We start from the raw sequence: 15,112 nt of genomic DNA on the forward strand, positions 1-15,112 counted from the left end.
TCACGTCACTCCTGCTCGCTGGCGATGGCGTTGATCGCCGCCGCCGTCATGGCACTGCCGCCCCGGCGGCCGTGGACAACCAGAAACTCCAGGCCGGACGCGGCGAGGGCGCGCTTGGACTCGGCCGCGCCGATGAAGCCGACCGGGACGCCCAGCACGGCGGCGGGCCGTCCCGCGCCCTGCGCGACCAGTTCGAGCAGCCGGAACAGCGCGGTCGGGGCGTTGCCGACGGCCACGACCGCGCCGTCGAGGCGGTCGAGCCACAGGTCGAGGGCGGCGGCGCTGCGTGTGGTGCCGAGCCGCTCGGCGAGCGCGGGCACCCGGGGGTCGTTCAGTGTGCAGATGATCTCGTTGGCGGCCGGCAGGCGTTTCCTGGTGACGCCGGAGGCCACCATCTGCGCGTCGCACAGCACGGGCGCGCCCGCCAGCAGCGCGGCGCGCGCCTTCGCGACCACGGCGGGGGAGTAGCCGAGGTCGGCGACCAGGTCGGTCATGCCGCAGGCGTGGATCATGCGGACCGCGACCCTGGCCACGTCGGCGGGCAGGCCCGTCAGGTCGGCCTCGGCCCTGATGGTCGCGAACGACCGCCGGTAGATCTCCGCTCCGTCGCGGACGTAGTCGTGCTCGGGCACGGGTACCCCTGTTCGTTCAATGGCTCACGCGGTAGCCGCCGGGCGTGGCGACCACATCGGTGACCCGCCCGCGCGGACGCCCGCAGCGGCGCTCGCACCCGGCCCAGTGGATCGGGCCGGCGCGAAGCTCGGGCATACCGGTCTCCGCCCAGCGCAGCGCGTCGGCCTGGACGTCGGCCAGGGCCTTCGCGCAGCCGGGCCGCCCGGTGCAGGCCGACAGCCGGGCGTACGGGGAGGCGGGATCGGTCACCAGACCCGCTCCGGTGAGCGCGGCGGTCACCGGCCCGGCCGCCTCGGGGGCGAGATCGGGCAGCACGACGGTACGCCACGGCGTCAGCCGCACCTCGGCGGGGGTCAGGTCGGCGAGCAGGCCCGCCTGCGCGGTGGTGAGCCGGCCGAGCGGCACGATCACGTCGACCGCGATTCGCCCGTCCACCTGCGCGAACACGCCGCCCTTACGCGGTTCGGCGGCCGTCACGGCCACGGGCGCGCGGCCGGGAAGGCGGGCGGCGATCGTCGCGGGGCCGTCGGGGAGCTCGGCCACCCGCCAGGCGTCCCCGCGTACCGACTGGAAGACCTCGGCGGCGGCGAGAGCGACGGCGACGGCGTCGCCGGCGGTCACCGAGCCGACCGGCTCGCCCGCGAGCAGGAGTGTCACATCCCCGCCGGGCCGCGCGGCGAGCGTCACGTCCGCGCCGAGCCCGAGGACGTCGCCGGTGCCGTCGTCGAGCGCGAACAGGAACCGGCCGGGCAGATCGGCCAGCGTGGGACGCCCGCACAGACCCGCGTCCAGCGCCGCCACCAGCGGCCGGACGTCGAGGACGCTCGTGGCCGACCGGCCGCTGAGGGGTGAGGCGACGATGTTGCGCACGCGTTCGTGGGTCGCCGAGGGCAGCAGCCCGGCGGCGGCCGTCCGCGCGGCGAACGCGGCCGGGTCGGCCAGCCCGCGCACCTGGACGTTGGCGCGTGAGGTGAGCTCGATGACGCCGTTGCCCAGCTCTTCCGCGCAGGCGGCCAGCTCGCGCAGCGCGCCGGCGGTCAGCGCGCCGCCGGGCACGCGGACGCGCGCCAGCGCCCCGTCCGCGGCGGCGTGCACCTGGAGCGCGCCGGGGCAGGCGTCCCGAGCCACGCGTCCGGAAATGCCACCTATGACCACAAGCAGGATGCTAACGCCAGTTTTTCGATCAGGCCTCCGTCCCGTAAGGTCTGCGGTGAACGATGGCAAGCGGAGGAAGCCGGTGTGAATCCGGCGCGGTCCCGCCACTGTGACCGGGGAGCGAACCCCACCACACGGCCACTGTCGGAAGACGGGAAGGCCGGGGTGAGCGTCGATCCGGGAGCCAGGAGACTCCTGCCGTCGTGCCGCCACGACCCGGGGCGAGGACCCCGAGGGAGGACCCTGCCATGCGCACGGACGAGCCGCTCATCGCGCTGCTGTCCACTTCGGACACCGATCTGCTGAGCGCGCGCGCCAGCGGGGCGGCGTTCCGCCTGGGAAACCCGGCCCGGCTCACCGTGGACGACCTGCCCGCCCTGGTCGAGGGGGCCGGCCTCGTGGTCGTCCGGCTGCTCGGCGGGCGGCGCGCCTGGGAGGACGGGCTGGACGCCCTGCTCGCCGGCCCGCGCCCGGTGGTCGTCCTCGGCGGCGAGCAGGCCCCGGACGCCGAGCTGATGGAGCTGTCCACGGTGAGCGGCGGGGTGAGCGGCGGCGTCTGCGCCGAGGCGCACGCCTATCTCGCGCACGGCGGCCCCGCCAACCTCGCCGAGCTGCACGCGTTCCTGTCCGACACGGTCCTGCTGACCGGCCGCGGCTTCGCGGCCCCGGCCGCCACCCCGACCTGGGGCGTACTCGAACGCGACGCCCGGCCCGGCGACGGCCCGGTGATCGGCGTGCTCTACTACCGGGCGCACCACATGGCGGGCAACACCGGCTTCGTCACCGCGCTGTGCGAGGCCATCGAGGACGCGGGCGGCCGGGCCCTGCCGGTCTTCTGCTCCTCGTTGCGCACCGCCGAGCCCGAGCTGCTCGACGTGCTGCGCCGCGCGGACGCCCTCGTCGTGACCGTGCTCGCGGCGGGCGGCTCGCGGCCCGCGACCGCGTCCGCGGGCGGGGACGACGCGGCCTGGGACGTCGGCGCGCTCGCCGGCCTCGACGTGCCCATCCTGCAGGGCCTGTGCCTGACGACCGGCCGCGCCGAGTGGGAGGCCGGCGACGACGGCCTGTCGCCGCTGGACGCCGCCTCACAGGTCGCGATCCCCGAGTTCGACGGGCGGATCATCACGGTGCCGTTCTCGTTCAAGGAGATCGACGACGACGGCCTGACCGTCTACGTCCCCGACCCCGAGCGCGCGGCCCGGGTCGCGGGCATCGCCGTCCGGCACGGCCTGCTGCGTCACGTGCCCCCGCGGGACAAGAGGCTCGTCGTGATGCTGTCGGCGTATCCGACGAAGAACTCGCGGGTCGGCAACGCCGTCGGCCTGGACACCCCGGCCAGCACGGTCAGGCTGCTGGCCCGCCTGGCCGAGGAGGGCTACGACCTCGGCGACGGGTTCCCCGGTCAGGCCGCGCAGGACGGCGACGCGCTGATCCACGCGCTCATCGCCGCGGGCGGCCAGGACCAGGACTGGCTCACCGAGGAGCAGCTCGCGGCCAACCCCGTGCGCATCCCCGCCGCGACCTACCGCGCCTGGTACGACACGCTGCCCGCCGGCCTGCGCGCCGGCGTGGAACGCCACTGGGGCGCACCGCCCGGCGAGCTGTTCGTCCACGAGGGCGACATCGTGCTCGCGGCGCTGCGCAGCGGGAACGTCGTGGTGATGGTCCAGCCCCCGCGCGGCTTCGGGGAGAACCCGATCGCGATCTACCACGACCCCGACCTGCCGCCGAGCCATCACTACCTGGCGGCCTACCGGTGGCTGTCGGCTGGGGAAGGCACAGGGTTCGGCGCGCACGCCATGGTCCACGTCGGCAAGCACGGCAACCTGGAGTGGCTGCCGGGCAAGGCGGCGGGCCTGTCGGCGTCCTGCGGCACCGACGCGGCGATCGGCGACCTCCCGCTCGTCTACCCGTTCCTGGTCAACGACCCCGGCGAGGGCACCCAGGCCAAGCGCCGGGCGCACGCCGTGCTCGTGGACCACCTGGTGCCGCCGATGGCCAGGGCCGAGACCTACGGCGACATCGCCCGCCTGGAACAGCTCCTCGACGAGCACGCGACGATCGCGGCGATGGACCCGGCGAAGCTGCCCGCGATCCGCGCGCAGATCTGGACCCTCATCCAGGCCGCCCGCCTCGACCACGACCTCGGCCTGAGCGAGCGCCCGCACGACGCCGAGTTCGACGAGTTCATCCTGCACGTGGACGGCTGGCTCTGCGAGGTCAAGGACGCCCAGATCCGCGACGGCCTGCACGTCCTCGGCGCGGCCCCGACCGGCGAGGCCCGGGTGAACCTCGTGCTGGCCATGCTGCGCGCCCGCCAGATGTGGGCCGGCCGCGAGACCCTGCCCGGCCTGCGCGAGGCGCTCGGCCTGGCCGAGGACGGCAGCGCCGCGACCGGCGTCGTGGACCGCGTCGAGGCCGAGGCCCGCGCGCTCGTCACCGCCATGGAGGAACGCGGCTGGGACCCGGCCGCCGTCGCCGATGTCACGGACGACCCGGCGGTCGCGCGGGTGCTGTTGTTCGCGGCGACCGAGGTGGTGCCGCGCCTCGCGCGCACCACCGACGAACTCGACCACGTGCTGCACGCGCTCGCCGGGGGGTATGTGCCCGCCGGGCCGTCCGGGTCGCCGCTGCGCGGGCTGATCAACGTGCTGCCGACCGGCCGCAACTTCTACTCCGTCGACCCGCGCGCCGTGCCGAGCCGCCTCGCCTGGGAGACCGGGCAGGCCATGGCGGACTCCCTGCTGGCCCGCTACCGCGCGGAGACCGGCGAGTGGCCGCGCTCGGTCGGGCTGTCGGTGTGGGGGACCAGCGCCATGCGCACCGCCGGCGACGACATCGCCGAAGTGCTCGCGCTGCTCGGCGTGCGGCCCGTCTGGGACGAGGCGTCGCGGCGCGTCACCACGCTCGAACCGGTGCCGCCGGCCGAGCTGGGCCGCCCGCGCGTGGATGTGACGGTGCGCATCAGCGGGTTCTTCAGGGACGCGTTCCCGCACGTGGTGGCCATGCTCGACGACGCCGTCCGGCTCGTCGCGGGGCTGGAGGAAAGTCACGAGGACAACTACGTGCGCGCCCACGTGGACGCCGACCGGGCCGCGCACGGCGATACCCGGCGTGCGACGCTGCGCGTGTTCGGGTCGCGTCCCGGCGCGTACGGCGCGGGCCTGCTGCCGCTCATGGACAGCGGCAACTGGCGCGACGACGCCGACCTCGCCGAGGTGTACGCCGTCTGGGGCGGCTACGCCTACGGCCGCGACCTCGACGGCGCGCCCGCCCGCGAGGACATGGAGAACGCCTACCGCCGGATCGCGGTCGCGGCCAAGAACGTGGACACCCGCGAACACGACATCGCCGACTCCGACGACTACTTCCAGTACCACGGTGGCATGATCGCGACCGTCCGCGCGCTGACGGGCCGCGCGCCCGCCGCGTACGTGGGCGACAGCACCCGTCCCGACGCCGTCCGCACCCGGACGCTGTCGGAGGAGACCGCGCGGATCTTCCGCGCCCGGGTCGTCAACCCCAACTGGCTGGCCGCGATGCGCCGCCACGGCTACAAGGGCGCGTTCGAGCTGGCCGCGACGGTGGACTACCTATTCGGGTACGACGCCACCACCGGCGTCGTCGCCGACTGGATGTACGACACGCTCGCCTCGGCGTACGTGCTGGACCCGGTCAACCGCGAGTTCATGGCCGCGTCCAACCCGTGGGCGCTGCACGGCATCGCGCAGCGCCTGCTGGAGGCCGCCGAGCGGCGCATGTGGGAGCACCCCGACCCCGATGTGCTCGCCGGGGTGCGCGAGGCCTACCTCGCGATCGAGGGCGACCTCGAAGAGGGTTCGGCGTAGGCCAGCAGCCGCCGCGCGAGCTGTGGCGCGCCCGCCCAGTGCAGGTGCAGGTAGGACGCGGTGAGCCGGGCGTCGCCGGCCCCGTCGGCCCCGTCCCGCCACCGGAAGACGGGCTGCCCGCCGCCGGTGATCACGGTCCGGTGGAACTCGTGGCCGCGCAGCCGCTCGCCCTGCCGGGTGAGCAGCGTGTCGCGTACGGCCACGGCGTCGCGGTATCCCAACGTCAGCCGGTCGGTCATCCGCCCCACGCCCGGCACCCGCCCGCACATCGGACGGCCGTCCAGCTCCTCGCAGAGATAGAGCAGGCCCGCGCACTCGGCCGCCACCGAGCCGGGGAAGGCGGCCACCTCGGCGCGCAGCCGCTCGTTGGCCGACAGCTCCGCCGCGTACATCTCGGGGAAACCGCCGCCGACGACCAGCGCGGACGCGCCCTCGGGCAGAGACTCCTCGCGCACCGGATCGAACACGGCGACCTCGGCCCCGGCGGCGGCCAGCATCTCCACGTGCTCGGCGTAGCCGAACGTGAACGCCGCGCCGCCCGCGACCGCCACCACCCGCCGTTCGCCGGGTTCGCGTCCGTCCGACGGGTCCCACGGTTGCCCGGTGAGCGGGGACGCCGTCGCGGCGAGGCGTACGAGACCGTCCAGATCGCACGAGTCCGCCACGAGCGCGCCGAGCCGGTCCACCGCCGACACGGCGGCGGGCAGCCGCTCGGCCGCCGGGACCAGTCCGAGGTGCCGCGACGGCGTCATCACGGCGTCGTCGCGGCGGACCGCACCCAGCACGGGGACCCCGGTCTCCTCCAGCGCGGCCCGGCACAGCTCCTCGTGGCGCGCCGACCCGAGACGGTTCAGCACCACGCCCGCCACCCGCACCCGCGGGTCGAACGTCGCGAACCCGTGCACCAGCGCCGCCACCGACCTGCTCTGCTTCCCGGCGTCCACCACGAGCAGCACGGGCGCGCCGAGCAGCCGCGCCACGTGCGCGGTCGAGGCGAAGTCGCCCTCGCCGCGCCCGTCGAACAGCCCCATCACGCCCTCGACGACCGCGATGTCACAGCCCGCGGAGCCGTGCAGGAACAGCGGCGTCACCTGGTCCTCGCCGGTCAGCCAGGGGTCGAGGTTGCGGCCGGGACGCCCGGCGGCCAGCGTGTGATACCCCGGGTCGATGTAGTCGGGGCCCACCTTGAACGGCGCGACGCGCAGCCCGCGCGCCGCCAGCGCCGCCATCAGCCCGGTGGCCACGGTCGTCTTGCCGCTCCCCGAGGCCGGGGCGGCGACCACGAGACGCGGGACGCCGGTCACCACTCGATGCCCTTCTGACCCTTCTGCCCGGCGTCCATGGGGTGGCGGACCTTGCCCATCTCCGTGACGAGGTCGGCGGCCTCGACGAGCCCCGCCGGGGCGTCGCGGCCGGTGATGACGACATGCTGCGCACCCGGCCGGCCGGCGAGCGCCGAGATCACATCGTCGAGGTCGATCCATCCCCACTTGAGCGGGTAGGTGAACTCGTCCAGCACGTAGAAGCGGTAGGTCTCCGCCGCGAGGTCGCGCTTGATCTGCTCCCAGCCCTCACGCGCGTCGGCGGCGTGGTCGGCCTCGGTGCCCGGCCGCTGGATCCACGACCAGCCCTCGCCCATCTTGTGCCAGGCGACCGTGCCGCCCTCGCCGCTCGCGCCCAGCACGGTCAGCGCGCGCTCCTCGCCGACCCGCCATTTGGCCGACTTCACGAACTGGAACACGCCGATCGGCCAGCCCTGGTTCCAGGCGCGCAGCGCCATCCCGAACGCGGCCGTCGACTTGCCCTTCCCCGGGCCCGTGTGGACCATCAGCAGCGGCCTCGTCCGGCGCTGCCGGGTCGTCAGGCCGTCGTCGGGTACGTTCTCCGGCTTGCCCTGCGGCATGTCAGCCCGCCTTCCTTCGATCGCGTACGAGATCACCGAGCGACTCCAGCGGAAGCACGCGCGCGCCCAGTCGCAGGGCGAGCGCCTGCGCCATGCCCAGGCGGACCGGGCCGCTCTCGCAGTCCACGACCACCGAGGTCACACCGGCGAGCGCGGCGGCCGCGCGGGTCACGTCGCCGCCGGAGGTCGCGCGTCCGTCGGTCACGACGACCAGCAGGGGGCGGCGGTCGGGGTCGCGGAGCCGTTCCACGCGGAGCACCTCGGCGGCGGTGGCCAGGCCCTCGGCGAGCGGGGTGCGGCCGCCGGTCGGGAGCGCCCGGAGGCGGGCCGCGCCGGCTTCGACCGACGAGGTCGGGGGGAGCGCGACCGTGGCGCCCGCGCCCCGGAAGACGACGAGGCCGATCTTGTCCCTGCGCTGGTACGCGTCCAGCAGCAGGCTCAGCACCGCCGTCTTGACGGCCGTCATCCGCCTGCGCGCGCCCATCGAGCCGCTGGCGTCCACGACGAACAGGACGAGGTTGCCTTCGCGGCCTTCGCGGACGGGCTCGCGCAGGTCGTCCCGCCTGAGGACCAGGCCGGGGCCGCGCCTGCCGCGGCGGAGCTGGTGCGGGGCGGCGGCGAGGAGGGTCGCGGGAAGGTCGATGCCGGCGGGGCCGGCGCCGGTCGGAACGCGGGCGCCGATCGTCCGGCCGTGCCGTCCCCGGCCGCTCGACCGCCGCCCCGCCACACCCGCCCCGACCCCGGCGACCTTGAGCACGGGAACGCGGAAGGGAGCACCGGCCGCCGCCACGTCTTGGGGGCGATCGCCGGAGCCGGTGCCGGAGCCGGTGCCGGTGCCGGACCCTTCGGAGGGGCCCGCAGCGCCGTCGGGAGCGCCTTCGGCACCGCCCTTGGGAGCGCCGTCGGGGGCGCCGTCGGGGGCGCCGTCGGGGGCGCCTTCGGGAGCACTTTCGGGGGCGGCGGGCGCGCCGTCGCCGGCCCCCGAGCCGTCCGAGCCGCCGGAGCCGCCGGAGCCGCCGGAGTCGTCGGGATCCCCGGGGCTTTCGGGATCCTCGGGGCTTTCGGGATTGTCGGGGTCGTCGGGGGCGGCGGGCTCGGTCTGGTCCAGGAGCTCGTCGAGAAGACGCTCGTCCAAGCCGGGCGCGTCGAACGGATCCCGGCGACGCCGGTGGGGCAGTGCCAGCCGGGCCGCCACCCGGACGTCCTCCCGGGTCACCACGTCCCGGCCCTGCCACGCCGCGTGCGCGACCGCCGCGTGCGCCGTGACGAGGTCGGCTCGCAGCCCGTCCACCTCGAACCCCGCGCAGACGGCCGTGATCTGCCGCAGGCGAGAGTCGGGCAGCCGCACCGACCCGAGGGCGGCGCGGGCACGCGCGATCCGTGCGGCCAGGACGGCCTCCTCCGCGGCCCATCGCGCGGCGAACCCCTCAGGATCGGCGTCAAACGCGAAGCGCCGCCGTACGACCTCGGCACGCTCGTCCGGCTCCCGTGTCGCGCGCACCTCCACGGTCAGCCCGAACCGGTCGAGCAACTGCGGCCGCAGCTCGCCCTCCTCCGGATTCATGGTCCCCACGAGCAGAAACCGCGCGGCGTGCCGTACCGAGACGGTCTCCCGCTCGACGTAGCAGACCCCGAGAGCGGCCGCGTCGAGCAGCAGGTCCACGAGGTGGTCGTGCAGGAGGTTGACCTCGTCCACGTAGAGCACGCCGCGATGGGCCGCCGCGAGCAGCCCCGGCTCGAACGCCTTCACGCCCTCGGTCAGCGCCCGCTCCAGATCGAGCGAACCGACCAGCCGATCCTCGGACGCCCCCACCGGAAGCTCGACGAGGGACGCCGCCCGCAGCGCTCCGGCCGCGTCGGCCCCGCCGGCAGCGGTGGTCTCGTGCGGCCCGTCGGGGCAGCCGGGGTCCGGCGCTCCTGGATCGCAGTGGAACCGGCACCCCGCCACCACCGCCACCCGCGGCAACTGCGCCGCCAGGGCGCGCACGATCGTGGACTTCGCGGTCCCCTTCTCCCCGCGGACGAGAACGCCGCCGACCCGGGACGAGACCGCGTTGAGCACCAGGGCCAGCTTCAGATCGGCGAGTCCGACGACGGCGCTGAACGGATAGGCGGGGTTCACAGGGTGGCCTTCCGGTTGACGTAGGCGATCCGCCAGCCGCCGTGCCGGGCGGCCAGCTCGGTGCGGGACAGCGGAGCGATGTCGAAGGACGCGGCTCGCGTCGCGGTCAGGCCGAGCGCGTGCGCGAGCGCGGCCCGGATGGGCCCGGCGTCGCAGACCGCGACCACGCGGGCGGCATCCGGCCGTACCGACTCCAGCCACACGGCCACCCGCGCGCCCAGCCCGGCGAGACTCTCCCCGCCGTGCGGGGCGGCGCCGGGGTCGGTCAGCCAGGCGGCGAGACCCTCGGGCTCGGTCTCCGCGATCTCCGCGAACGGCCTGCCCGCCCACGTGCCGTAGTCGGCCTCGGCGAGCGCGCCGGCCACGACCGGCTCCCGCCCGGACGCGGCCCGCGCGGTCGCCACGGCCGCGGGCCAGGGCGCGGCGAAGACCACCGCGTCCTCGGGCAGGGCCGGCGTGGCCGCCTGCGCCAGCCCCGACGGGTCGGCGTCCTCCGGCGTGGGGAAACAGGCGCGCCGCGTGCCCGGCGTCCCCGCCTGGCGGATGATCAGCATGGGCCGCCCGCGCCGCCCGTGCCGCCCGTGCCGGGTGGCAGGGTCCGCAGGCCCGGCGTGGGCCCGCTTCCGATGAGCGAGATCAGTGCGTCGGTGTCGACGTTGCCCTCGACCAGGTCGCCGAGCGCGTCCAGCCGCGCCTCCCGCAGCCCCGCGAACGACAGCGACGGATCACCGCGGAACTCCCGCCCCGCCGCCCGCGCCACCTCCCCGAGGAAGGCTCGCCGGAACCCGTCGTTCTCCAGCGCACCGTGCCAGGTCGTGCCCCACACGTTTCCGGCGCGGCACCCGTCGAGGAACGGTTCGCCGCCGTCGCGGGTGACGACCCCGTGGTGGATCTCGTACGCGCGTACCGGATGCCCGTAGCCCTCGCCGGCCGGCCGGCCGAGCGTCTTGTCCGGCGCGAACGTGACGTCGGCGGGGAGCAGCCCCAGGCCGGGCAGGGTGCCCGCGCCGGACTCCACGTGGTCGGTGATGGTGCGGGCGAGCATCTGGTAGCCGCCGCAGATCCCGAGCACCGGACCCGTCCTGCGGACGACGGCGTCGGCGATGCCGGTGTCGCGCAGCCAGGCCAGGTCGTGCACCGTGGCCCGCGAACCCGGCAGAACCAGCAGGTCGGCGTCGGCGCAGGCGGCCGGTGAGGTGACGAAGCTGACCGTGACTCCAGGCTCGGCGGCCAGCGCGTCCACGTCGGTGAAGTTGGAGATGCGCGGATACCGCACGACGGCCACCCGCAACGCGCCGTCGACGGGCGCGCTCGCCGCGTGCGCGGGCCGGGTGTCGAGCGACAGCGAGTCCTCGACGTCCATCCACAATCCGTCGAGCCACGGCACGACCCCGTAGACCCGGCGCCCGGTCAGTCCTTCGATCATGTCCAGCCCCGGCGCGAGCAGCTCCCGCGCGCCCCGGAACTTGTTCACGATGAATCCGGAAATATGCGCCTGGTCGGCGGCGTCGAGCAGCGCGACCGTGCCGTACAGGTGCGCGAAGACGCCACCGCGGTCGATGTCACCCACGACGATCACCGGCAGCCCGACGGCTCTGGCCAGGCCCATGTTCGCGATGTCCCCGGCCCGGAGGTTGATCTCGGCGGGGGATCCCGCTCCCTCGCAGATCACCACGTCGAACTCGCCGGCCAGCCGCCGATACGACTCCACGGCGATCGCGCGCAGTTCGTCGCGGCGCGCGCCGTATTCCATGGCGTCCACGTCCGCGACCGGCCGTCCGCGCACGACGATCTGGCTGCGGCGGTCGCTGCCCGGCTTGAGCAGGATCGGGTTCATGTCGGCCGTCGGCTCCAGCCCGCAGGCGGCCGCCTGCACGGCCTGCGCCCGCCCGATCTCCGCGCCGTCGGCCGTGACATAGGAGTTCAGCGACATGTTCTGCGCCTTGAACGGCGCGACCCGTACGCCGCGGCGGGCCAGCCACCGGCACAGGCCGGTCACCAGCACGCTCTTCCCGGCATCGGAGGTGGTGCCCGCGACAAGCAGGCCACCGCCGGGCATCCCGGCCATGGGATGTCCCCCCTGGGGGTGTCCGCGCCCCCGGTCGAAGGTCCGACGGCCGGAGTATCCTGGCTCCCGGATCGGCGCTTCCCTCAGCCTTCCCGCCCGTGCAGGGCAGTGGCGTGGTGAGGGTCGCTCCCCGGTGACAGTGGCGGGACCGCGCCGGATTCACACCGGCTTCCTCCACGTCCGTCGCTTGCGGTGGTCAACATACACCTTCGTGCCGGATGTTTCGCAAGTGTGCCTCTATGTACGTTCCAGCGTGGCGATCATGAAGAACGGCTCGTTCTTCGACTAGAACGGGCACGGCGAGTGTCGTGGACGGTGAGGTAGATCGTGCCGTTGTGCACGCAGTTGCCCTGCATCGACACGCGCGTCAGCCGCACGGTCGTGTCGTACGCGCCGGGCTCGTAGTCCACCCTGCCGCGCCACACGCCCGCGAAGGGTGCCGTGAAGCGCAGGGGCACGCGCGCGGCGCCGGGGGCCGTCCAGGTCGAAGTCGAGCACCCGGGCCACGCAGAACGGCGCGACCCGCCGGGCTCCCGTGAGCAACGGCCCCACCGCAGGCATGCAGCCCTCCTCGGCCCGTTTCCCCTCACCTCAGATGAACGGAACGCTGGTGCTCCTCGATCATGCTTGCCATGATGCCGGGATGCACGTGGTGATGTCCGGATGGTGAGGCCCGGATGGTGAGGACGGTGCGCGGACGGCTGCCGCTGGTGGTCCGGCGCGCGCTGGCCGAGCCCCTGCTGCTGGCCGCCGCGTTCGGCTCCATCATGCTCGCCACCACGGCGATCTCGGCTCTCCTGCTGCACGCGGGGTCGGCGACCCAGGCCGGCGTGCGGCGGGCCCTGGACACGGCTCCGCTCGCCGCCACCGCCACCGTCGTCACCTCCTCCGTCGCCGCCGGCGACTTCGCCGGGGCCGACCGGGCCGTCCGCGCGGGGATCGCCCACGCCCACGGCGAGGTGCCCGTACGGGTCACCGTGCGCGTCGAGTCCGCCTCGTACGCGCTGAAGGAAGAGGACCACGGCGGCCGGCCCGTCCTGACCCGGTTCGCCGCGTACGAGGGACTGGACGGCCAGGCGGACCTGGTGAGTGGCCGCTGGCCCACGGAGGGAACGACGGTCGCGCTCTCTGAGCCGGCCGCCCGGGCGATGGGAGTCGCCACCGGCGACGAGTTCACCGTCGTCGGACGCCTGGACGGCAAACCCGTCCGCGTGCGCGTCACCGGCGTCTTCCGGCTGCGAGACCCCGACGATCCGCGCTGGAAGGGGGAGGAGCTGCTGCGCTACGGCACGCAGACCGGCGACTTCACCTCCCGCGGCCCCCTGGTCGTGCCGGCCGGCGCTTTCTTCGAGCGGTTCGCGACCGGCGTCTCGGCCCGCTGGCTCGCCGAACCCGATCTGCGCCGGCTTTCCCCCGACCGGCTGCGGCCGTTCTCGGCGTCGGTCGCCGCGGTCTCGGCGGACGTACGGGCCGGCTGCCCCCGGTGCTCCGTCACCGAGACGCTGTCCGGCACGCTGCTGCGGCTCGACCGCGGCGCCCTGGTCGCCCGCTCGACCATGCTCGTGCCGGTGCTTCAACTGCTGGTGCTGAGCGCGTACGCGCTGGCGCTGACCGCGCGGCTGCTCGCCGAGCACCGCCGGATGGAGACGGCTCTGCTGCGATCGAGGGGCGGCGGGTCGTCGCGGCTCGCCGCCATGGCGGCGGGGGAGGCGCTGCTGATCGCGCTACCCTGCGCGCCCGTGGCGCCGTTCCTCGCGCCCGTCCTCCTGCGGCCGATGAGCGCCTTCCCCTGGATCGAGGCCACCGGCGTGGAGCCGCCCCGCGCGCCCGACGGGACCACGTTCGCGGTCGCGGCGGCGGTCGCGCTCGCCTGCGCCGCCATGCTGGCCGCCCCGCCCCTGCTCGCCGCCCGCCGCACGTACGTCGAGGAGCAGGCGGCGCGCGGGCGCGCCGACCGGCCGGGCCTGGTCCAGCGGGCGGGGGCCGACGTGGCGCTGCTCGTTCTGGCGGCGCTCGCCGTCTGGCGCCTGCGCGGCCAGGACGCGCCGGAGACGACGCGCCTCGGCGGCGAGCTCTGGCTCGACCCGCTCGTCGGGGCGGGACCGGCGCTCGCCCTGCTCTGCGGCGGGATGGCCGCCCTGCGGCTGGTGCCCGCCGTCGCCAGGGTCGCCGAGCGGGCGACGCGGCGGCGCCCCGGGTTCGGGCCGGCCCTGGCCGCCCGGCAGGTGAGCCGGCGCCCGGCCCGCTATTCGGGCCCCGCGCTGCTGCTGACGATGGCGACGGCGATCGGTGTGCTGTCCCTGACCACCGCCGCGACCTGGCGCGGCGCCCAGGAGGACCGGGCCCGGCACCTCGCCGGCGCCGCCCTGCGCGTCCCGGCCCTCCCCGGGGACGACGCGCGGACCTTCACCACGCTGCCGGGGGTCGCGGCGGCCGTGCCCGCGCACCGCGCCAGGGTCGTCGCGGACGGCGCCGACGCCACCCTGATCGCCGCGGACGCGGCGCACCTGAGCCGGGTCCTGCTGCTGCGCCCCGACCTGTCGGAGCTGTCGCCGGCCACGCTGATGTCCCGGATCGCCGGGTCCGCCGGACAGCCGCTTCCGGTCGTGGTGACCCCCGGCCTGGCCGACACCGTACGGATCACGGCCGGCACGGCGTCGATCCCGATCCGGGTCGTGGGCGTCGTCACGGCGATGCCCGGCACGCCGGAGGGCGCCCCGGCCCTGCTCGCCGACCTGTCGGCGCTGCGGGGACAAGGCGCGAAGGGGGCGGACTGGCCGGTGACGGAATGGTGGCTGGCCGCCGACGGGAACGACACCACGCGTGCCGCCACCGCGCTGGCGCGCAGGGACGTCGTCGACGTGGCCACGCTGACCGCCGGCTACAGGGACGACCCCACGGCGGCGGGTCTGCAGGGCGCGCTGCTGCTCGGCTTCGCGGCGGCGCTGGCGTTCGCCGTGCTGGGATTCCTGGTCAACGCGGCGGTCTCGGCGCGCGAGCGCAGAGGCGAGTTCGCCGTGCTCGGCGCGCTCGGCGTGAGCTTCCGGCAGACGCTCGGCCTGCTCGCGGCCGAGCAGTCGTTCGTGATCGGGCTGTCGCTGGCCGGAGGGGTGGCGCTCGCCATGGCCGTCTCCGCCGCGGTGGTGCCGCCGATGGTGACCGCCGGATACGCGACCGGGGGCGGGCTGCCGGTGCTGCTCCACATTCCGTGGCCACAGGTGGCGGCGCTCGCCGTCGCGGTCCTCGCGGTGCTCCTCGTGATCGTGGCGGGGCTCGCGCGGTCGCTGCACCGCCGTGAGCCGGCCGCCGTGCTGCGTGCGGGGGAGACGTCGTGATCCGCCTGCTGGGTGTGCACAGGCTTCTAGGAGTACACAGGCTTCTAG

10 protein-coding genes and 2 riboswitches are annotated in these 15,112 nt (G+C 75.3%); of the genes, 2 read left to right on the forward strand and 8 right to left on the reverse strand.

What is annotated here, in order from left to right; translation table 11 throughout:
- Positions 1-5: 5 nt before the first annotated feature.
- Both FLX07_RS12440 and cobG read right to left on the reverse strand, forming a co-directional pair.
- Positions 6-632, reverse strand: coding sequence for a precorrin-8X methylmutase (locus FLX07_RS12440; RefSeq protein WP_142570832.1), 627 nt, complete (start codon positions 630-632; stop codon positions 6-8).
- 16 nt (positions 633-648) lie between these two features.
- A complete protein-coding gene (gene cobG, locus FLX07_RS12445; protein WP_229689574.1) occupies positions 649-1,761 on the reverse strand; it encodes a precorrin-3B synthase in 1,113 nt (370 codons plus the stop codon).
- Between the two features lie 99 nt (positions 1,762-1,860).
- A riboswitch (cobalamin riboswitch) is annotated at positions 1,861-1,983 on the forward strand.
- 53 nt (positions 1,984-2,036) lie between these two features.
- On the opposite strand from cobG, the gene cobN reads away from it, so the two are divergent.
- The gene (gene cobN, locus FLX07_RS12450; RefSeq protein WP_142570836.1) at positions 2,037-5,636 is read left to right on the forward strand and encodes a cobaltochelatase subunit CobN; all 3,600 of its coding nucleotides are present in this window, start codon (positions 2,037-2,039) and stop codon (positions 5,634-5,636) included.
- Here the strand turns inward: cobN and FLX07_RS12455 are convergent.
- The 6 genes from FLX07_RS12455 to FLX07_RS36415 all read right to left on the reverse strand — a co-directional run bounded on the left by FLX07_RS12455 (position 5,594) and on the right by FLX07_RS36415 (position 12,154).
- The gene (locus FLX07_RS12455) at positions 5,594-6,943 is read right to left on the reverse strand and encodes a cobyrinic acid a,c-diamide synthase CobB (RefSeq protein WP_373292481.1); all 1,350 of its coding nucleotides are present in this window, start codon (positions 6,941-6,943) and stop codon (positions 5,594-5,596) included. The two genes, cobN and FLX07_RS12455, sit on opposite strands and share 43 nt — an antisense overlap.
- Positions 6,937-7,539 (reverse strand): cob(I)yrinic acid a,c-diamide adenosyltransferase, encoded by a 603-nt coding sequence (gene cobO / locus FLX07_RS37000; RefSeq protein WP_208762183.1) that lies wholly within the window; start codon positions 7,537-7,539, stop codon positions 6,937-6,939. Before cobO ends, FLX07_RS12455 begins: the two co-directional genes overlap by 7 nt.
- A gap of 1 nt (position 7,540) precedes the next feature.
- Entirely contained in the window at positions 7,541-9,661 is a 2,121-nt protein-coding gene (locus FLX07_RS12460; protein WP_142570840.1) for a VWA domain-containing protein, read from the reverse strand.
- Positions 9,658-10,215, reverse strand: a complete 558-nt coding sequence (locus FLX07_RS12465; protein ID WP_142570842.1) for a histidine phosphatase family protein — start codon at positions 10,213-10,215, stop codon at positions 9,658-9,660. Before FLX07_RS12465 ends, FLX07_RS12460 begins: the two co-directional genes overlap by 4 nt.
- Complete coding sequence (locus FLX07_RS12470; protein ID WP_373292482.1) at positions 10,209-11,729, reverse strand: cobyric acid synthase; 1,521 nt, start codon at positions 11,727-11,729, stop codon at positions 10,209-10,211. Before FLX07_RS12470 ends, FLX07_RS12465 begins: the two co-directional genes overlap by 7 nt.
- 30 nt (positions 11,730-11,759) lie before the next feature.
- Positions 11,760-11,955, reverse strand: a riboswitch (cobalamin riboswitch).
- A gap of 34 nt (positions 11,956-11,989) precedes the next feature.
- The gene (locus tag FLX07_RS36415; protein WP_167748215.1) at positions 11,990-12,154 is read right to left on the reverse strand and encodes a hypothetical protein; all 165 of its coding nucleotides are present in this window, start codon (positions 12,152-12,154) and stop codon (positions 11,990-11,992) included.
- A gap of 252 nt (positions 12,155-12,406) precedes the next feature.
- Here FLX07_RS36415 and FLX07_RS12475 point away from each other — a divergent pair, with 252 nt between their 5' ends.
- A complete protein-coding gene (locus FLX07_RS12475) occupies positions 12,407-15,064 on the forward strand; it encodes an FtsX-like permease family protein (protein WP_142570845.1) in 2,658 nt (885 codons plus the stop codon).
- Positions 15,065-15,112: the final 48 nt, after the last annotated feature.

This window comes from Microbispora bryophytorum, assembly GCF_006874465.1.
Taxonomy (GTDB): domain Bacteria; phylum Actinomycetota; class Actinomycetes; order Streptosporangiales; family Streptosporangiaceae; genus Microbispora; species Microbispora bryophytorum.